Source organism: Nitrosospira sp. Nl5 (assembly GCF_900102495.1).
Taxonomy (GTDB): Bacteria; Pseudomonadota; Gammaproteobacteria; order Burkholderiales; family Nitrosomonadaceae; genus Nitrosospira.
In genome coordinates this window covers 66,926-86,602 of sequence record NZ_FMVQ01000003.1, presented here as the reverse complement: position 1 = coordinate 86,602, position 19,677 = coordinate 66,926, and the positions used below count along the sequence as shown (strand labels likewise).

Here is a 19,677-nt window from a genome sequence, read left to right as displayed (position 1 = left end):
GCAGCTGACGGATTCAGGTTTAACGAGTTGCCTGGATGGCGCTTGGGTCGCCTTGACTAGCGGAGGAGGACGCTACAGAGATGAACGTGCAATCGAGAGAATGAACATTGAGATCGAGACTCAAACCCTTACTTGGTAAGCATGGTCCGAAGCGCAGGCTTTCGAGCACTTGCTGGGCCGGAACATTGCGTGAGGTCGGCTCAAAGTTGACCCATAAGCTTTCCGGCTTCTCACCGCTTTCGGAGGATACCAAATAGCTGAAGAATGCCTGTTCGATAAACCTTCCCTGCACACGGCAAGAAAGCATGAAATCCTCAATGCGTATCTCGTGCTCCACAAATCGCACAATAGCAAATCCGACTGCGCCGTAGGAGCCGAAATTGTCGGTACACCGAAGAACGTATTTTTTGACTTCATCGTCGGCGAGAATTGGCAATATCTCGTTCCTGGCGTACTTGCGCCCGGAGAAATTCAATTGATTGGTTCTCTGGACGAGCTCGGAAACACGATCCAGATCGTCGGCCGCATAAGCGTCAACGTACAGCTTTATATCGCAAGTGGCGAGGAAGCCAAGGTAATCTGAACCGAATTTGGCTGCACTTTTCTTGCGCACGAATTCTTCTCGATAGAACTGGCTGCGTTTTTTCGCTTCGCCGCTACTGGTTCCCTGATAACGGGGATTCGAAAGCAGTCCATCAATATCAGCCGCGTTTATGCACGCGACTCCTCCGAGTACCCGTGACACTTCTTCCAGTTCGAAGGGATTATCGTCGACGAAAGCGAAGGTATCCAGCCCAATGTTGAGCTGCTCGGCTATGATCTTGATATTTTCGCTCTTGGGGAGCCAGTTGATCTGAGGATACAAGAAATAATCCGCGATGCCCAGCTCTTCAAGGCGTCGCCACGCGCTTGCCTCGTCGTTCTTGCTTGCGATGCTGAGTAAAATCCCTCGTTCATCAAAGGCACGCAGTAACTCAAATACCTCCGGCCGTAAGGCCACTGTCTCATTTTCAAGCAGTATGCCGTTCCACATTGTATTGTCGAGATCCCACACCACACACTTTATCTTTGGAGAGCTTGAGCTCAGCTTGCTTTCAGCATTGCGGTGAACGACAAAATCGGCAGTGAGGAAAACGACCCGCGAGGCATTCTCGCCATCCGGAATAATAGCGATGTCGAACGGGTGGCCGCATCCCGTAATGGCGGAAAATTGCTCATGCCCGAATTCATGACGTGAATATCCCGGGGAGAGCATGACGGATGCGCGAAACGGTGGAGGAAGCTGAACGAACTGTGTCTGCTTACTGACCGCTCCGCCCGCGATTGCCATGTTCAACTGCATTCGTATCGGCGCATCGGTCGGATTGTAAACTTCGAGCAGGAACAAATCCGGCTTGGATTCGGTGCGACTTTTTTGGTGCAGCCAGCGGGCAAAACGCTCGAGAATCGCGTGCTCAAAATACGACCAGCGAATGTCGCGTGTCAGCCGATACATCAATTCTCCCGTGGTGTTCGCGAGTGGTGCAATCAGGCTGATCACGCGTTCGGCCAGCAGGGCCGCCCCGGCGGGTAGCATCAGAGTATTGCCGCGAGCCTCGATCTTGCCCCATTTCTTGAATTTGACCTCCGCCCCGTAGCCGCGAGCAGACGGAAAGCGGCGATTACGATACATGCCATAGGTTAAACGCCGACAACGGCGATCGGGTCTGCTCTGGTAAAGATCGCAGGTTGCGAAACAGCCCGGGGCGGCGCACTCCACACAGTGCTCACCCCACATAAGCAAGGACATCTTCGCAACGCCTTGAACGGGCTTATAAGGTTGTTGCGGAGCAAGATTCCGATCCGCATGCAAATGCATTTCATACTTATCGAATTCAAACATCACTCACCGCTATTGTCTTTCTACGACGCTCCACTGAAATATCAAATTTCATTTTTATTTTAGCCTACAGATGAACGATTTTCCAAGGGGAGCGTAGTCAAGGTAGGGGATAAAATGCAGCAGTGGCCGCTGCTGCAGAAATTCCGCCAGCGCTTTCTGCTCGCCCTGTGCGGGATCACCTTTGTAATTGTAGAAATCGTCGAAGCAGATAATGGAACCGTTTACAATATATGGTTCGATGAAGTTAAGTACTTGAATAGTTGATTCATATAGATCGCAATCAACATAGATGACCGCGGCCTTGCGACCGGATAACCGCCGATGCGCATTATCATTCAGACTGTCGCTGTAAAAGCCCTGGATCAGTTCATACTCAGACCGCTGAATTCCGCGGGATCCCATGATCTTTTCGAATTCCGGTCGGGTACAGGCAAACTGTCCTTCATACCAGATATTGTCGGGATGCTTTTCCGTAGCGGGTAATCCCTGAAATGAGTCAAAACCCCACAGCTTCATGTTATCGCGGCCATAGCGCCGTTTCATCCGGTATGCATAGCCGAAGGTCTTCCCTCGCCATAAGCCAAACTCGAAGTAATCTCCGGGCACATCGTTGATCTTTGCGAACTCGAAAGCCTGGCTCAACATTCCAAGTTCGGTCGTGCGATTGTCTGATCGACGATCCAGCACTTCAATGACTCGAGCCACCCATGCGGCATCTACCAAACGCTTCGCGATTTGTTTAATTTGCATAATCCAGGAAATATTGCTCGTTAGAGACTCGGTCAATTTAACACGTATATGACAATAAACAAGAATACCGCTGCCGATAAGTCATCACTGTCTGATTAAACCGGGCCGAGCCAGACGCTTGATGAAATTTGCCGTGTGTATAAAAACATCATTTGCCGAACCGCATCAGCCTTCTCACTGCCGCCTTCATGCCGAGCTGATCCAGCTTCTCGCCAACAAGGTGACTAAGGCGGTCAATGCCCCTTTGGCTATGCACAAGGAAAAAGTTGCGCGAAGTGCTGCGCAGAAAGAAAACATTGGCGCATTGAACGTTGTGCGTTGCAAATAGCTTTTTATGCTCCGACTGCCCTTCGGTAAAATCAAAAAAACGAAATGAACGTTCCTCGAACAAATATTCCAGGGCGAGCCATTGAAGAATCGTGCCGACCGAAAAATTCATGTAGCGAGGGTCATACCCAAGGAACGCATAGATCAATATTCCATTGACCACAGGGCAGTAGAGATAAGAGACCGGTTGATTCTGATGGAAAAGAATGAATCCGCGGACACGTCCCTGTTGCGCGAGTCGTTCCATTTCATGCAAAAACTCCTCCGAATCAGGCATACCGGCGTCAAGAAGTCTTTCCTGATAGGTAATTTTGGAAACAGCGCGAGCCAATTGATGGAACTCCGTCATTTCCCCTGCAGTCTTGTAAACCTTCCATGGAGTATCACCACCGCAATACTCCGCGTATTTTCTGATCTTGCGATTGAGAGTTGAACGTGTCTTGGCGGAAAACTTACTCCTGTACTCTGACCACGTCATACGCATGTCAATGTAGTAACGCGGATACTGGGAGGGCACATAGCAGAGGTAGCCATGCCGCCTGCTAAACACAGGCTGGTTACTGGTAATGCGCAGCGATCGAATCAAAAAGCCCTGGCTGCCGGCTTGAAGGGAATCGGCCGGGGGTACCGGCTCTGCCACTGCCGGGGTTTCATCATCGAATCCCACCTCCCGGACTTGTAGCCATATATCCGTCGCAAGCAGAGTCTTATCACCCAGCTGAAGTTTCATTGGGACTTGGCGATATTGCCAGGATAGGGTCAACGAAACCCCCGCCGTATGCCTTGTTCCAGTATCCTGAGTCCTGTTTTCCATACCGGCGAGGTCAGCGGAAGAGGCTGCGAGGGTGCCAGATCGGGAGTCAAGCCGTGAAACCCCCGAACTTGAAAGCAATCCCGATGGCGATCCAGGAAAGAGCAGAGATTGCGAAAGCGTGCTACCACAATATCATCCGGCCGATTCATGCTGCCATTGAGTAACTCGAAACTGTGGGACAGAATAACGAAGGCTTTACGTCCGGATTGCAGCGCTTGCCAGAGTAGGCCTTCCATCTCCCGATGCGAGCAGGCGGTTACCTGTGCATGCCGCAACGAACGGGTACCACTATGAAAAACTGTCATGGGGTACTCGTAAACGCCTTCGCATTCAATGGGTTCTACAAGTGGAACTTCCGGGCTGACGCCGCTATCAAGCCCAAACATCGTAGCATTGTAGCTGCTGTCGAAAGCGATGCGATTCGCCGCGAGTGCCCGAAGCGTATCCCTGTTGAAGCCGAAGCTGCCGGCACGGAAGGCATTTACGCTTTGTCCTCCGGCCGATTCAATTAACTTCGCGCCTGCTTCAATCAGGATCGTTTGTTCCGGTAGAGAAAAGTAACGCAGGAATTGTTTTTTGCCGGTGATATTGTCGAGCAAGGGTTCGATGGACTCATCCACCCATTCAGTATGCAAGTGAAGTTGTATTTCATGGCCCCGTTCTTGAATAAGGCTAACGATTTCCGCTAAGGGCTGCAGCCCAAACCTGGTCGAGAAGAGCGGTTCAACGAAGAATACCGCTGTCAGGCCATGCTCCTGCAATTGATGCAATTGATGCGGCAAGCCATAGTCGCCTCTCGGTGTGTGTCCATAAATGTATCGTTGAAAGGCACTTGGAAATTGGGCGTCGATGTCGTTCCATCCATCACACCAAACCTCTACGTCAACGGTAAGAAATACATCCAGCATCAATTGCACCTTCTAAATCTATTGTAGTCTAGGGGAAGAACACAACCCCTGACAGCCCTGACGGAACAATCAAATCCCCCGATTGCATGAGGGACAAATGAAGCCTAAGTACTCTTGTTTGCCCCGCATGGTCGAAGGCTAGGCGACCTTGAGATCATTCCTGCGCAAGCGTGGCTGCTCCATATGCAGCACATTGCGCAGAAACGATTCAAACATCAGCAACGACCACAATGCAGCGCTATAGTCACGGCGCCCGGACTGGTGTTGATCGATTAACTCCTTCAGGAAAACTTTATTGAATATCCCCGTCTCGGCCAGAATCGGACCCATCAAGGCGTCACTTACCCTTTGACGCAGCGGGCCGCGAAACCATCCCGCTAGCGGTACCGAAAATCCCATCTTGTCACGATACAGAACGTCATTGGGAAGGTGAGGTTCCAAAGCCTTCTTGAAAATATATTTGCCTTCATGGCCACGCAGCTTAAAGGAAACCGGGAGGCCAGAGATCCACTCGACCAGCTTATGATCCAATAGCGGCACACGAACCTCCAGGGCATGGGCCATGCTGGCACGATCCACCTTGGTAAGGATATCGCCAACAAGGTAGGTTTTCATGTCCAGATATTGCACGCGTGACAGGGCGTCCTGTACAGGGCATTGATCAGCATGGGTACGGAGAACCTCCACCGCCTGGTATCCCTGCAGAGCGCGATTGAAGGAATCACTGAACAGACGTTGACGCATCCCATCCTTCATGATTGACACGCTATGAAAGTAACCTTCGATTGAATCACGGGCAAGTGCCTCGAAGGTAGATTTGGCACGCAATACCTTTGGCGCCCAATCCGCTTTGGGGTATAGGCTTCCCAGCAGCCCGAACAAGGGCTTCCGAAGCCCAAGCGGTAACACAGACCGCATCCGTTCCTCATTGAGGTGCCAACGATAGCGGCTGTATCCAGCAAGGTTCTCGTCGCCGCCGTCCCCCGACAGCGCCACGGTTACGCGTTCTCTGGCGAGCTCACAAACCCGATAGGTGGGCATGGCCGAACTGTCGGCAAAGGGTTCGTCGTATAGAGAAGCCAGTTTGTCTATAAGATCGAAATCGTCTTGATCAACCTGCCCTACGTTATGCCGGGTGCGGTAGCGGTCAGCCACTTTTTGCGCGTATTGCGATTCGTTGAAGGCGGGATCGCCAAATGAGATAGAACAGGTATTGACCGGTTCTCCCATGAGGTTAGCCATCATTGCCACCACCGCGCTGGAGTCCACCCCACCGGACAGGAAAGCACCCAGGGGCACCTCGGTCATAAGATGGATCTTTACCGATTCGCGCAGCCGGACAATCAATTCTTCCTGAGCCTCTTGCACGCTGATGGAATGGTGCGGAGTAAATGGCACGTCCCAGTATTGATGCAATTGCGGACTGCCTTGTCCGCTGTGAAGCTTCAGTGTGTGAGCTGGAGAAAGCTTGAACGCCTGCCTGAATATTGTTTTAGGCTCCGGGATATAGCCATAGGCAAAGTAATCCTCGATGGCATGAGGGTCCATATCCCGGACAAAACCGGGATGAGCAAGCAGCGCCTTGAGCTCGGAAGCGAAAATGAATGTGCCGTCTTCAAGCAAGCTATAGTAAAGTGGCTTTATACCGAGCCGATCACGCGCAAGAAACAGGACTTTCCGGTTACGATCCCATAAGCCGAAGGCGAACATGCCCCGAAAACGATCCACGCAATGTTCACCCCACTCTTCCCATGCGTGTACAATGACTTCCGTATCGCAATGGGTGCGAAAGGCATGGCCCAGGGCGACAAGCTCCTTGGCGAGTTCCTGAAAATTATAGATCTCGCCATTGAAGACCACGACCACGCTGCCGTCTTCGTTGAAAAGCGGCTGCTGTCCACTGGAGACGTCCATAATCGAAAGGCGGCGATGACCGAAACCCACGCCAGGTTCCGTATATAGCTCTCCCTCATCCGGCCCGCGGTGAATCTGGATCTGGTTCATGCATTCCAGCAATTGCCGATCAATTTCCCTTTTTCCGCGAGTATCAAACAGGCCGACGATCCCACACATGCTTATTCCCTCTTTTTCGGCTGTTATAGGCGCAAGGCCTTGTCATAGACCTGAAGGTAGCCTTTCGTCATGGCCTCCATGCTGAAGCTTGCCTCAATCTGCTGCCGGGCTGCTTTGCCGTGTTTGATGATCAAATCAGTATTTCGATAATACTCCAGTACCGCTTCCGTAATTGCTGTCGGCGCTCCCGGCGGAACCAGCATCCCCGTAATACCTTCTTTTACCAGCTCCACATTTCCTCCGACGCTGGTTGCTATGACCGGTAGACCCGTGGACATGGCTTCAAGAATGGTATTGGAAATGCCTTCACCGAGCGAGGGGAGCACAAAAAGATCCATAGCGCGCATCATATCCGGGATGTCGGCGCGTTCCCCCGGAAACCAGGCAAGGCTTTCTGCTCCCGCTTCGCGCAACATGTCGATGCATTCCCGTCGCGAATTTCCCTCGCCGACGATCAGAAGCCGGAATCGTTTACGAGCTGCAGGTTCTTCTTTCAGCAGCATCAGAAAAGACCGAATCAGGTTGGGATAATTCTTGACATCAACCATTCTTCCGACGCTGCCAATGACAAAAGCATTTTCCGTAAAAAACCCTTCCGGCAGATTTTCAAGACGCCCGGTGTCAGAGCCTTTATGGCCGCGGGGATGGAAGCGCACGCTGTCAACACCGTTGTAAATCTGGTTGATGCGATGTGGCGTTGCTCCCACGGTATTGACAAGCCAGCTTTCGAGATCCCTGCTGACAGCAATGAAATGATTTACGAAAGGGCGGATTGCTTTGCGCAGCAGATTGTATTTACGGTTTTTCCCATGCAGATCGAATATGTCCCGGCCATGCTCACTGTGCACTCGCACACGCGCTCCCGCAATCGCTGCAATTACCTGCCCCTCCATCGCGTTCAGGTTGCGGGTATGTACGATATCCGGCTTCAGGCGTCTAAATGCCTTGAAAAGATTGAGATAAAGGCTTAAATCGTTCCCCTCGCGCTTGCCTAATGCAACGATTTCAACATTCTCTCTAATGATCCGTCGACGGAAGTCCGTGTAACCTTTTAGACATACAATTGCGTGCCGGTAACGCTCGGGCGGAATATGATTGATCAGGTTTATCAGCCCATTTTCCAGGCCGCCAACATCGAGGTGGTAAATCACGTGGACAATAAGGGGTCGCTCGACGCCTGCCGATTTTACCGGATTCTGCCGATTGCTAGCGATCGCTTGCATTCTGGAGTCCCGCCGTTATTGCTGGCATCATGTCGCCGAGAAAACCTGCAAGTACTGGGGCAGCCTCCTCCAGCGTCTCCTCGTACCGGGCAGCGACGATAATCTCTGCCCCGTCATCGCCCCTGCCCAAAAGCTTATTCTTGGCGAGAATAAACTTGGCAAGATAAGGATTAGCCGTTTTCTCTTCGCCTAACCAGTACCATCTCCATACCAGCAGCTTTGCTGCGGATGAGTGCAGCTGATTTTGATTGACGGTTTCTTGCTGGGAACCAAGAGATACAATTCGCGTATCTTCTTTGATATTATGCCAACGAGATCCCGCTTCCGGTACGAGTATATTTCCGGAATTAATCAATTCCGCTCCCTGCTGCTGGTTGCGGTAATAGCTAATGTAGAGATCCACTGAGTGGTCGCCGCTCCGATAACTCTGCCGGAACTGGGCGGGGGCGCCGACATATATAGGCTCCCAGTCAGAGGCATGGCCCGGAATCGTCTGCCATTTTTCCGCCACGCCGGGAACGTCAATATCGAATTTTGCGGTGTGGGAAACCGTGTCTTTCAGGTAGGCGGCGTAGGCCGGCCAAATGAAGGCAATGGCGAGGGCGGCGCCGGCGGTGAGAACCGTGCCCTTTAATGAGACCCTGCTTCCCGATACGAGGCCAGAGTCGTGCCGTGGTCCCGCCGAAGCGCCATCATGCTCGCTGTCATCCTCGCGCCAGAACGAACCGATCCAGAATAACAACAGCATTACGAAACCAAAGAATATCCAGCCGTAGATCAAATGATCGACTCCCACAGCCAGGCGCATATCGCTCAGGTGGCCGGTCATTACAATCAGGTAGGCACGAATGCCGTTGGCGATAATGGGCACAATTACCGAGAAAGCGATGAATACCAGACGGCGCTTCAGACTACGGTATGTCAGATAGGCATACAGCGTACCCAATGTAAAAGATGCGATCAGGTAGCGCAACCCGCTGCAGGCCTCCACCACGGACCAATTCCCGCTCGGAATGGTAAAAAAACTGCCCTCGCGATAAACCGGGATGCCGGTCAGCTGCAGCGCCCATACGGTAAAATCTGCGGTAAAGTCTATCAGGGGTGAGATAAGCGCCTCGCCGAAAGGCACGGCGAGCAAAAGATAGGCCAGGGGAAAAGCAAGCGCCCACACCATTCGATTCCCCAGGATTGCCCAAACCACGGCGGGAATCATGGTTATCAGCAAAAATTGCTCAAATACCTGGACGCTGGCAAGCGTCGCCAGAAGCCAGCTGAAGCCCAGGAAGCCAAGCAGTAGCAGGCCCAGCGGATTGGGGTGGGGGGGAAATGTACCAAGATGCTTGCGTTGCCCCCAGATCAGGTAGGCACTGAAGGGAAAAATAAGGAAACCATGCGCAAATGTTTCAGACCTTTCCCAGATGGAAACCATGGACCACGCGGTTTCACGATAACTGATCAGGATTGCCGTTACGGTAGCAAGTGTGAGTAGAGCAGCCACCTTTAAATTCTGATCCAGCATGATGGTGGAACCGCGTGTAACTTCTTGCGGCGTTTGCGCATTCATGCCAAATTGTCTCCTGCGGATTCAAACCGGTTTTGCACGTTATGTGAGTAGTCTTTATCAGCATAAGCTGCTGGCCGCGGTGAGAGCAACGCATCAACGCTTTCCAGGCCTTTCTTCCAGCTGTAATCTTCCAGAACACGGACTCTGGCAGCATGGCCGATGGTTCGATTCGGCTCGCTTTGCAGGAGCGTAATAATCTGATGAGCAAAATCGCTTTCATTGTTGGCAACGAACAGTTCCTGGCCGGCGTTAGCGCATATACCTTCCATCGCTTGCGGAGAAGCAACCACAATTTTCTCCATGGCCATGGCTTCCAACACCTTATTCTGTATGCCGCGAGCGATACGTAGCGGAGCTACCGCCAGGGATGCGTGGGCAAGGTAGGGCCGGACATCAGGGACTGAGCCCGCGACCGTGACTCCGGGAAGAGCGGCAAGAGCCATGACCTCTGTTGCCGGACGGGCGCCGACAATATGAAACTCAACCTCGGGTAACTGTGCGCGGATTGTGGGAAAAATGCTGCGCGCAAACCAGCCCACGGCATCCACGTTGGCCCAGTAATCCATGGCTCCGATAAAGACCAGGGGATGTTTACTGGCCGGATAGGGATTAGGGTAACTGTTTTGCGGAGAGAAATAGTCCGCATCGACGCCGTTATTGAAGTAAGTGACTTTTGCCGCTACCTCCGGGGCAAGCTTCTTGAACAGGCTGGCTTCCGACTGGGAAACAAAAGCCGCGCCGTCAAAGTCCTCTGCGATTTTCCTTTCATAGCCGAGCAGCAATCTTGATTCGCGACGGTAGATCCAGCTCATCGGCCAGGTTTTGGTAGTTGCGTATTGCATCCACTTGTCTGAGTCGATATCCACAAAATCGATTATCCGACGAGCAGGTCCGGCGTGGTCTACATACTGCGCCATGGCCGAGGAAAAAATCAGAATATTTCTGATCGGCCTTGTTTCGAGCACACTGTTTACCCACGCTTGCAGGCTCCTGTCCCGATAATAGGGTAAAGTGAGAGGCTGTCCGGAAAGCAGGCCGCGAAGGCTGCGTAGACGGGCACGCTTGGGATATAGATCGACGAAACAGGTCTCGCCACACAGGTTTCTGACTTTGCTGAGATAGCGCCGGTCTTTCTCGTCATCGATAAACGTGCCGAGATGAACGCGATAGTGTTGGCTCAGATGCTTGAGCAAATGATAGGAGCGGATTTTGTCACCTTTGTCCGGCGGATAGGGAATACGATGGACAAGATAAAGAAGTTCCTGCATCGACCTATCCCAGGTTCTTCACTATGTAAGGGCCGATAAAATTGGCAAGCGGCAGAGGCAGTTTCTGCCAGGCCTTGATGAATATCCGAAATTTGGGATTCAGAGGATTATGATCAGGCACTGCTCCGGCGCGGTGTAACTGGTATTCATAATGGAGCGCTTGCGGCTCGAATCCCCAGTTCTTCTTAAAATCGAAAGAGCCGGTGTTGCGCTTGCTGCGCCCAAAATCGAAGGTTTTATATCCCTTTTCACAGGCGTGCCGCATCAGTTCCCAGTACATGAAATCATTCCCCGCCACTTCCCTCGCTTCGCTGGTGCCGCCCCCGTAATAGGGCAATACTTCTTCGCGAAAATAGAAACTCATCACGCCGCTGATAGTACGCCCCCCTTTGAGAATGATCATAAGCTCGCAATCCTCGGCGAAGATTTCTTTAAGAAGACGGAAGTACTTCTGGGAAAAAACGGGGGTGCCAAGACGATGCACGCTTGACGAATACGCTAAGAAAAAACGTCCGATATCGGTATCGATGGTACTTTCCAGTCCGGCTTTGATGCCCTTTCGCACCATTGCACGCTGCTTCCGTGGGATGGACTGCATATTTCGCTCCACGTCGGGATCGATGGCTTTACGAAAAGTCACGTAGAGATCCTTGGCCGGCCAATCCGGATGGAGCGTCCTTATATTCCGATATTCCAGATAGTCAACTTTCAACTGCTTGGCAAGTGCTTGGGCAGCGCGATCCAGTACCATCCTCCCAGTTTCCGAAATTGCGGCAATCCCCCCGTAGACACAAAAAGGAAGGGAGCTCAGGGAATGTCCAAAAATACGACTGCTGATTTCCGCCAAGGGCAGCACACCTTGAATTTTGCCCCCTGATTCCGCATAGAGGAACCAGGTTTTATGACCCAAAGCGCGTTCGATGACTGTTTGCCAACCCGCACGATGAAAAAAAGTGGCTTCCGGGCACGCCAATACAAATCTATCCCATCTTTCCCTATCTTCGGGCTGGAGGACATGTACAGACGGCAGGTCTCCCTGAAGGAAGGCAATCTTGCAGTCCTCCTGGAATACATCAACAATACGGTTCATGCATCCTATTCCAGAAAAATCCGGTCCATGCGATCCCATTCGAAGTCGCGGGTCAGGGCCTTGATCCGCTCTTCCATGCGATGGAGATTATAATAGTGGCGAAAGCGTGTTTTAACGCTGATGCCCTTCTGGCGCGGCTGCTTATGGTCTATTTCCCAAGGGTGAAAGTAAAAGATTGCGGACTGGTGTTCAAGATGATTCAGTCTCTGGAGAAACCACCGCGACACGGGGTAGGGCCAAAGCCGGAAATATCCTCCTCCGCCAGCAGGAAAATTGCGCTTGAACAAGCGCATAGTAGTAATCGGAAGTTCCAGTAAACCATTGTTCCCTCGCGGATGATGGGCAAAACGGGGAGCATCCGGCATACCATAATGGTCGTGTTGGATGGGGTAGATACTGGAGCTGTAGCGGTAACCGGCTTCCTCAAGCACATCCAGTGCCCAGAGATTATTGCGGCCAATGGAAAAGCTGGGGGCTCGGTAACCCAACACCCTCTGCCCGCCGATATCCTCAAGAATGGCCTTGCTTTTGATCACGTCATCACGAAACTCATGGGGCTCTTGATCAGAAACACGATGGTGAGCCCAGCCATGACTGGCAAGTTCATGGCCATTTGCGACGATGCGTTTTACCATCGCGGGATAACGATCAGCAACCCATCCCAAGGTGAAAAAAGTTGCTTTTGCGCGTTCCTCGTCCAGCAAAGCAAGAATGCGGTCGATATTGCATTCCACTCGGCAAGATATGGACGTCCACGATTCCCTTGGAATATGAGAAGCAAACGCCGAAACCTGAAAATAATCCTCTACATCGACAGTCATTGCGTTGCGTATCAGCGTTGGTTTCACTTGACTGCCCCTGCGTAGTGGAACGCGCGATTGCTTCCGCAACCACTTACCCAAGCCATTTTCCAGCTACGCATAAAGCGCCCGCGCAATTTTTGCCGCTGCCTACGTGTGAGTGCTATTCCCGCATTCAATGCCAGTGTAGAGATACACATTATCCCTTTATCAACCATAACGCGAAATTGAAAGTGAGCGGTCAGCCGCCGAATTAGAATTAAACTTTGTCTTTCCGAAGATTCTTGTTTACGCCAGAAAAGGGAAGTATCTGCTTGAGCAGTTTCAGCAGGGAGATAACGGATTCCTCCAGCCTGGCGAGCCGGTCATTCATATTCTCCAGACTGGCAAGAGATATTGCTCTCTCAAGACCGGACGCGGCATCGGCTTCGCTGGACACACTGTCAGCCGCGTTCGGTAGGTCAAACTCTTGCTGAATATCACAAATGACCTCGTTGACCTCGGCGCTGCTGAAACTATGTAATTTTTCCAGGCAACCCATCAGTAGAAGGCGATCACATAATGTATTAATTTTGCGAGGAATACCGCCAGTGTAATCGTAAATAGTAGCAAAGGCATCCTCATCAAATGATGGATCACCGGACCATCCGGCGGTATTCAGCCTATGCTCGATATAGGACCGCGTTTCCGGCAAATCCATGGGTCCCAGATGGTAGGTCGCAGTTACCCTTTGCCGCAATTGTTGCATATCGCCGCTCAGTAAAGTTTTCCTGAACTCCGGTTGACCCAGGAGAAATGTTTGCAGCAGAGGCTTTTCATCTGTTTGAAAATTAGAAAGCATTCTCAGTTCTTCCACAGTGCGGGGAGAAAGATTCTGTGCTTCATCCACCACCAGGAGTGCGCGCTTCCCCTGCTGATCACATTGCCGAAAGAACTGCTCCAACCCGATTAGCAAAGAAGCCTTACCCGAGTTTTCATAGGGCAATCCAAAAGCCGCGGCTACCATTCTCAACGTATCGTCTGAGTCCAGATCGGTATTGACTATTTGTGCGGCAAGAATTTTGTCAGACTCCAGCTTGCAGAAAAGATTGCGCATCAGAGTGGTTTTGCCCGCCCCCACTTCGCCGGTAATGACGATAAAACCTTCTCCCTGGGAGAGCCCATATTCAAGATAGGCCATGGCACGCTTGTGGCCTTTGCTGCCAAAGAAAAAATTCGGGTCAGGTTTCAGCTGAAACGGCTTCACTCTTAAGCCGTAGTATGATGCGTACATTCATCTACCCCGCTAAAAACTCATGTTTACGGAGGCCGTGATAGCATTTTCGCGATAGTCGGCTCCGGCTTGATTGGAATCACGTTCTTTATGCCGCAATTCAACCATGCCCTGCAGATTGGGCTGGGCCTGGCGCAACTGCCTCGTCAGGCTAAGCCTGATAATCCTGAAATCATCTACTCTATCGGTGGAAAGAAAATAGAATTTTGCGTACTGACCGCTGAGATTAGCTCTGGTAAGATTGGAAATTCTATAACTCCATAATGCATTGGCACCGGCTTGTCTTGTATGCCTGAGTAGGGCCAGGTTTTCCCCTCCAACAAGCTCGGTGTCGACATCATCGGGTGAGTATGCCTGACGCGACATATTGAATATACTGAGTACGACCGTATTGCTCGCTCCATTCATGGCTACGGACGCCTGCAGACGTTTCTGCAGGAAGAGTCGGTTGGTCAGGAAGTTGAGGGCATCACCCGGAATACCCTGACCGAGGAGAAACTGGGTATTTGGCTGAATATTCCCGGGATTAATGTTGGGATTCAAAAGCTGGTTCAAGGACCCCGCTGTATTGATTCCCCCAAAGCCGGCCTGCTGATTAAAGGTAGTGATATCCTCGACATAGCTCACATCCCAGGCAGTTAAGCGGGTGCGATGCCTGGCTAAGGCAAAATAGGTGTCGCCGAAAAATCGTTTTCCGGCATTTGCGATAATACTCGTTCTTGGACTTGGCTCCCAGGTAAAACCGACTGTCCAGGTAGGACTCGACGTCCCCCCCCTGATTGAAATAAAACTGTTTCTTTCGTAGCCTCCGGTTGCCGTCAAACCGAATTGCGGCGTGACCATATAACGAAGATTAGCCGCGGACCGTTCCAACTCGACGTTTCGGTCACTACGATCGAAGTGGATCATCTGATTACTATAGTTAAAGCCCCACTGGAGTGTTCTAAAAGACTCGCCACTGTTCAGGCCGGCTTGGAAGCTGTCTCTCTGGCTGTTTCGAAGCGCGATGGTATCTGACTCGACTATGCTATGGGTATAACGGAGCTCGGTTGACGCAAAATCCTGAAAACGGTGGCGCAGATAAGGACTGACAGTATACACTTTGATGTCGGCCCGGTTGCCGGTGGCGTTGACGTTGTCGATTCCCTGCGGACCGAACATGGAGGCATTTTGCTGGAACATCATGGCCCTGCCATCCACGAAAAAAAGATTTTCGACCAGTTCGGCAGTTGCCCTGGCGTTCAATTGATGCCGGGTTCTGGTGAAGTCGCTCAGTTCCGCATAGATGAGATTATTCATGGTGTAATCGATATTGACATCATAGCGGCGCGCTCTGCCAGTCAACAGTATTCCGGGATTAATCTGGGTAACTAAATCGCTTCTTGCCTCGCCTTCCGGCCGCAATCTCACATTGTCGGAAAAGGTTTCTCTCAAACTAAATCGGGGGAGGATTCTCCATCCACCAGGCCCAGCCGCTTCGGGCGGGGCGTCGCGGCCTTGCATCAGTTGGGGCTGGGCCAGTGGGGACAATCCAAACTGGGGCTGGACCTGCCCATAGGAGTAGAAGGGGAGTAACAGCATAGCTGTCGCGGCAGAGTAAACGGCTGAGAATAAAGCAATATGCCGATTCTTATTCTCAGGCGCTTTCATGGTAATAGCTACCATAATATTCTCCACCCGAGAATGATCTGGCCTTGTTGTAGATCAGATTTACGACATCGCACGACTCAATCTGCCGGAGGGTTTCCTTAACTGTCTGCTGTGATGTCGTTTCAGCCTCTACCACCAGGACAATTTGCCCCATCTGGCTTGCCAGCACACGCGCCTCACTGGTCAATAGCAAAGGTGGAGAGTCAAAAATAACAATGCGGTCCGCGTAACGTTGCGCAAGCTCCTTTAATAAGGCACCCATGCTTTGGCTTGCCAGTAGTTCGGTTGAATGCGAGTGCCGCCTTCCCGCTGTGAGAAGAGTGAGCTTCTCGATATCCGTCTTAATCAGGACGTCCGCCAAATCAAGGTTTTCATCAAGAAGAATGTCCAGCAGGCCTCTCTCCGTTCCGCATCCAAGGATTTTTGGCATCGAAGGGCGGGCTACATCGGCATCGACCAGCAGAACAGTGCGGTCCATCTCCATTGCGATGCTCATCGCCAGATTAACCGTGCAAAAACTCTTTCCCTCCCCTGCGAGAGCGCTGGTAACCATAATCAAGTTGCCGTTCTTGATCATGTCCGCGCCCTTATTGAACGCATTGGTGAGCAATGGCCGCTTGATTACCCGGAATTGCTCGGCAATCTGCGTTCTTCCCTCGTCGGGCGTGACGATACCATATTGACGCATTTTGGTGAGATTGAGCGTAATTCGTTTCGATGTCAGGGACGTTGGGGCAGGAGCCGCGACAGGATCAGGCGTATGGCTTTGGCTAACCTCACTCCTGAGCGTATCATTTCCCTGCGCCGATGCCGGCTTGGGGCTTATGGAAACATCCGGTGACGGCTGCTTGGCGCTGATCTTTCCTTCTTTCTCGAGCTGCCCTGCGGCTTTTTCAATGATGCTCACGCTTTCTCCGATAAATCTAATTAGGTTTCGCTAACTACAGTTGCTTTCGCAACGGTTGTTGATATTAATCTACCGATGTGCTGTCTCCAGAGATTATCTTTGCACCCGGCTGTCTTTCGGAGATCAGCGCATTGTGGCGGGAATCCTTGGGGGCTTCTCGCAAGTAAGCAAAACCTTCCACATCAATCAACGGCAAGCGAGAGCAGGTCAATTTTGTGGAAGCATCGGTTAAACCACTTTTACCATCAATGCGCCATAGATACCTACCAAGGATAGTAACGAAAAGCCGAAGGCATAGAGACGCTTCCTGCGTTTTATTTTTTCTTGATTGGTCCAAATCATGGGAATAGAGCCCAATATCGGCCTACCGGTTACTTCACGTAAACTAGTTTGATTATGAAATGTTGGCCGAATCTGACTGACGGCGAACGCTATACCAATCCCCCCTAACAAGGCACCAAGAAAGATAATGGAAAACAGTTTACCGCGGTCAGGCCCGGCAGGAGTATCCGGAACCGTCGGCGGATCAATAATCCTGAACGACATTAAGTCCGCGGCGGAGCCCAGTTCACCTGATATTTTTGCCGATTCACGACGTTCAAGAAGTTTCTCGTAATTGGATTTATTTACCAGATAATCGCGATTAAGTTGAGCAAGCTCTGCTTCCACTTGTGGTATCGCATTACTCAGAGATTTTAAACGGTCGTAACGGGCGGTATATTCTTCTACCCGCGCACTCATGGAAGCCACTCCGGCTTCGGCCTCCGCGAGTGCCACATTAAGCTGCTGCAGCATCGGGCTATAGTTTTTTCCGGGATCAGCGCTAGGTCTTATTAGCTTGGCTTCTTCTTTCTTGCGATCCTCGAGTTGTGCGATCAGGCGCTTCGTTGAAATGATATCGGGATGTAATTCCGTAAAGTTTAGCATAAGAGCATCCAGATTTTTGTTCAATGCCTGGATACGGGAATCAATTTCCACATTCGCCGGGGATGAGCCTGAGTCGCCCTGTTCCACCATGAGAATGGGTTCGTCACCGGTAATTTGCCTTTTGATCGCATCGCGGGCCTGTTCGGCTTCCCGTAGCTCCAATCTTGTTTTATTGAGATCTTCCGCGGCTAAAGACAACTGCGAGTAATAATCACTGCCTTGCTGAGGCATCATTCCAATGTTCTTTTGCTTGAATGCTTTCAGGTTATTTTCCCCAACGATCAGCTTCTCCTCATAACTCTGGATCTGCTCATCAATAAAACGAATTGCCGAAGAGGAATCCTGTTTCTTATCGCCGAGGCCTCCTTCGACAAAAATGGTTAACAAGGATTGGACAACATCTTTGGCGAGCCTCGGGTTTGGATTATTATAATTAATGGTAAATAGATTATCGCGTCCTGTGGTCCCGAGCTTGATTTTATCCATCAGGTTTTGGATAAGCTTTTCCTGGTCCTTCACGTCCTTGGCTGTAATATCCAGATCGACCATGCGTACAACCCTTTCCACATTTGGACGGCTAATCAGGGTACGGCTCATGATAGACACCTGCTGCTGCAGATCGGGAGAAATCGTCATACCCGCCAGCAATGGTTTCAAGACATTTTGTGTGTCGACGTAAATTCTTGCCGAAGCCTGATAATCATCAGGTAGGCGGTAGACGATAAACCATCCTGCAATGGCAATAACCCATGCGCCGGCCAACGCGATCCAGCGATACTTCCATATCCCTTTAAGGTAAATAAACAGCTGGGTAGTCAGTTCCTCCATGTTGTCAAACTTTCCTTAGAAATATTGGGCTTCGGTGGCGGGGAATTTCCTGCAGGCGGCTTCGCCGCCCTTTACCCGAGGTGGAACGATTTTCACGTGCCCTACTTTCCACATTGTCATTTATTCCCTGGTCCGGAATTTTAAAATTTATGAGATGAACCCCGGAATTTTGCAAGTTGAGTGAAAAGATACGTCCACCCCCTGCGAACTCCCGCCGGTCGTTGGTCAAATTTAGGATGAAGCGGCGTAATCACGCTCGGATGAAGTTCCGGATGTCCTTTCCGGTTCTATTTGGGGTTCAGCTATTCGCGCAAATAAAACCTTGCATTGCTCACAAAGAACATTGGGAGGTGAATATCGGTGTGTATAAAACATGCGGCCGGGCCAGTGAGGAGGCATAGGGACTCGGTGAAAATCAGAACCAGCTTTCCGGTATCACCAGAACGTCACCTTGACGCATGGGAACGTTAGCGGATATGTCACCATCTCTAATCAGGTCGTTCAACCGGACGCTAAACTGTTGCTGTTTTCCATCTACGCTGCGGATGATTCTGGCCTTATTGCCAGCGGCAAATTCCGTAATCCCGCCCACTGCAATCAAAACATCCATTAACGTCATTTCTTCGCGATATGGCAGGGCCTGAGGTCTAGCGGCTTCGCCTATGACCCGGATCTGCTCGGTATAGGGTCCAACAAACTGTGTAACGACAACCGTCACCACTGGCTGCTGAATGTATTTGGATAGCGCTTCTTCAATGTCGCGCGCCAGTTGTGTGGACGTTTTTCCGCTGGCCGGCAGATCCTCCACCAGAGGGGTCGTGATTTTCCCATCCGGACGAACCGGTACCGTCATGGAGACTTCGGGGTTGCGCCAGACAATAATATCGACGTTGTCGCCTGGACCGATAAGGTAATCGTGCGCGAGATGCTTTTCATCGGGGGTGAGCGCCGGATATGTTTTGCAACCACCAAGGAAGAGGATAGGAAATACGATAGCAAAACAAGCCAGCCATTTCATGGCACTGATATGTGGAGCGTTCACTGAATTTCCTTTTTCTGTTTATTGAATATGCATCGGATCATGCAGAGGCAGCCAATTATTAATGGAAATAAAGATGCAATAAGTAAATGCCTCTGTCAAGACGGTATCGATTCGAGTTCAAGAGAATATCCTTACGTATGGCACCCATCCAGCATTTTAGCGTGCCATAATAACATTCTACGCGATGTCAGTAGATGCCGTACATGATCTATGTTATCCGAATCGCACAAAAGATTGCCCTCAAGCCGAAACACGCAAAACGCAAAATTACTTGTTTTTTTATAACATACTCGAATCGTACCAATTTCAATAGCAGGAACAAATTGGACTTTAGTACACTCTTCTCAGGAC

At 51.0% G+C, this 19,677-nt stretch carries 15 protein-coding genes; all 15 read right to left on the bottom strand.

Annotated elements, in window-relative coordinates; genetic code table 11:
* Positions 1-19: 19 nt before the first annotated feature.
* Positions 20-1,672 carry an HAD-IIIC family phosphatase gene (locus BLP45_RS04440; RefSeq protein WP_256327679.1) on the bottom strand — a complete coding sequence of 551 codons (1,653 nt, stop codon included), beginning with the start codon at positions 1,670-1,672 and terminating at the stop codon, positions 20-22.
* A 264-nt stretch (positions 1,673-1,936) separates the two neighbouring features.
* A complete protein-coding gene (locus BLP45_RS04435) occupies positions 1,937-2,632 on the bottom strand; it encodes a TylF/MycF/NovP-related O-methyltransferase (protein ID WP_090370211.1) in 696 nt (231 codons plus the stop codon).
* A gap of 148 nt (positions 2,633-2,780) precedes the next feature.
* Positions 2,781-3,689 (bottom strand): GNAT family N-acetyltransferase, encoded by a 909-nt coding sequence (locus tag BLP45_RS04430; RefSeq protein WP_256327678.1) that lies wholly within the window; start codon positions 3,687-3,689, stop codon positions 2,781-2,783.
* Positions 3,690-3,718: 29 nt separating this feature from the next.
* A complete protein-coding gene (locus tag BLP45_RS04425) occupies positions 3,719-4,681 on the bottom strand; it encodes a polysaccharide deacetylase family protein (RefSeq protein WP_090370207.1) in 963 nt (320 codons plus the stop codon).
* Positions 4,682-4,819: 138 nt separating this feature from the next.
* Positions 4,820-6,754 (bottom strand): XrtA/PEP-CTERM system amidotransferase, encoded by a 1,935-nt coding sequence (locus BLP45_RS04420; RefSeq protein ID WP_090370205.1) that lies wholly within the window; start codon positions 6,752-6,754, stop codon positions 4,820-4,822.
* Positions 6,755-6,777: 23 nt separating this feature from the next.
* Positions 6,778-7,977, bottom strand: a complete 1,200-nt coding sequence (locus BLP45_RS04415; protein WP_090370203.1) for a TIGR03088 family PEP-CTERM/XrtA system glycosyltransferase — start codon at positions 7,975-7,977, stop codon at positions 6,778-6,780.
* The gene (gene xrtA, locus BLP45_RS04410) at positions 7,961-9,541 is read right to left on the bottom strand and encodes an exosortase A (protein WP_090370202.1); all 1,581 of its coding nucleotides are present in this window, start codon (positions 9,539-9,541) and stop codon (positions 7,961-7,963) included. Before xrtA ends, BLP45_RS04415 begins: the two co-directional genes overlap by 17 nt.
* Complete coding sequence (locus tag BLP45_RS04405; RefSeq protein ID WP_090370200.1) at positions 9,538-10,809, bottom strand: TIGR03087 family PEP-CTERM/XrtA system glycosyltransferase; 1,272 nt, start codon at positions 10,807-10,809, stop codon at positions 9,538-9,540. Before BLP45_RS04405 ends, xrtA begins: the two co-directional genes overlap by 4 nt.
* Positions 10,810-10,813: 4 nt before the next feature.
* Positions 10,814-11,899, bottom strand: a complete 1,086-nt coding sequence (locus tag BLP45_RS04400) for a FemAB family XrtA/PEP-CTERM system-associated protein (protein ID WP_090370198.1) — start codon at positions 11,897-11,899, stop codon at positions 10,814-10,816.
* A gap of 5 nt (positions 11,900-11,904) precedes the next feature.
* Positions 11,905-12,720, bottom strand: coding sequence for an XrtA system polysaccharide deacetylase (locus BLP45_RS04395; RefSeq protein ID WP_090370196.1), 816 nt, complete (start codon positions 12,718-12,720; stop codon positions 11,905-11,907).
* A gap of 238 nt (positions 12,721-12,958) precedes the next feature.
* Positions 12,959-13,972, bottom strand: coding sequence for an XrtA/PEP-CTERM system-associated ATPase (locus tag BLP45_RS04390; RefSeq protein WP_090370194.1), 1,014 nt, complete (start codon positions 13,970-13,972; stop codon positions 12,959-12,961).
* Positions 13,973-13,984: 12 nt separating this feature from the next.
* Positions 13,985-15,637, bottom strand: coding sequence for a TIGR03016 family PEP-CTERM system-associated outer membrane protein (locus BLP45_RS04385; protein ID WP_090370193.1), 1,653 nt, complete (start codon positions 15,635-15,637; stop codon positions 13,985-13,987).
* Positions 15,609-16,529, bottom strand: coding sequence for an XrtA-associated tyrosine autokinase (locus BLP45_RS04380; RefSeq protein ID WP_090370191.1), 921 nt, complete (start codon positions 16,527-16,529; stop codon positions 15,609-15,611). The genes BLP45_RS04385 and BLP45_RS04380 overlap by 29 nt, the downstream gene beginning before the upstream one ends.
* Before the next feature lie 228 nt (positions 16,530-16,757).
* Entirely contained in the window at positions 16,758-18,284 is a 1,527-nt protein-coding gene (locus BLP45_RS04375) for an XrtA system polysaccharide chain length determinant (protein WP_090370189.1), read from the bottom strand.
* A 415-nt stretch (positions 18,285-18,699) separates the two neighbouring features.
* Positions 18,700-19,302, bottom strand: coding sequence for an XrtA/PEP-CTERM system exopolysaccharide export protein (locus BLP45_RS04370; RefSeq protein ID WP_090370187.1), 603 nt, complete (start codon positions 19,300-19,302; stop codon positions 18,700-18,702).
* Between the last annotated feature and the right edge of the window lie 375 nt (positions 19,303-19,677).

Excerpts from the sequence above, each read along its gene's own strand:
- BLP45_RS04405 (WP_090370200.1), bottom strand. The coding sequence starts at position 10,809 with ATGCAGGAACTTCTTTATCTTGTCCATCGTATTCCCTATCCGCCGGAC.
- BLP45_RS04435 (WP_090370211.1), bottom strand. The coding sequence starts at position 2,632 with ATGCAAATTAAACAAATCGCGAAGCGTTTGGTAGATGCCGCATGGGTG.
- BLP45_RS04430 (WP_256327678.1), bottom strand. The coding sequence starts at position 3,689 with ATGAAACTTCAGCTGGGTGATAAGACTCTGCTTGCGACGGATATATGG.
- BLP45_RS04415 (WP_090370203.1), bottom strand. The coding sequence starts at position 7,977 with ATGCAAGCGATCGCTAGCAATCGGCAGAATCCGGTAAAATCGGCAGGC.
- BLP45_RS04440 (WP_256327679.1), bottom strand. The coding sequence starts at position 1,672 with ATGTATCGTAATCGCCGCTTTCCGTCTGCTCGCGGCTACGGGGCGGAG.
- BLP45_RS04370 (WP_090370187.1), bottom strand. The coding sequence starts at position 19,302 with ATGAAATGGCTGGCTTGTTTTGCTATCGTATTTCCTATCCTCTTCCTT.
- BLP45_RS04385 (WP_090370193.1), bottom strand. The coding sequence starts at position 15,637 with ATGGTAGCTATTACCATGAAAGCGCCTGAGAATAAGAATCGGCATATT.
- BLP45_RS04420 (WP_090370205.1), bottom strand. The coding sequence starts at position 6,754 with ATGTGTGGGATCGTCGGCCTGTTTGATACTCGCGGAAAAAGGGAAATT.
- BLP45_RS04395 (WP_090370196.1), bottom strand. The coding sequence starts at position 12,720 with ATGACTGTCGATGTAGAGGATTATTTTCAGGTTTCGGCGTTTGCTTCT.
- BLP45_RS04425 (WP_090370207.1), bottom strand. The coding sequence starts at position 4,681 with ATGCTGGATGTATTTCTTACCGTTGACGTAGAGGTTTGGTGTGATGGA.
- BLP45_RS04400 (WP_090370198.1), bottom strand. The coding sequence starts at position 11,899 with ATGAACCGTATTGTTGATGTATTCCAGGAGGACTGCAAGATTGCCTTC.
- BLP45_RS04390 (WP_090370194.1), bottom strand. The coding sequence starts at position 13,972 with ATGTACGCATCATACTACGGCTTAAGAGTGAAGCCGTTTCAGCTGAAA.
- BLP45_RS04375 (WP_090370189.1), bottom strand. The coding sequence starts at position 18,284 with ATGGAGGAACTGACTACCCAGCTGTTTATTTACCTTAAAGGGATATGG.
- xrtA (WP_090370202.1), bottom strand. The coding sequence starts at position 9,541 with ATGAATGCGCAAACGCCGCAAGAAGTTACACGCGGTTCCACCATCATG.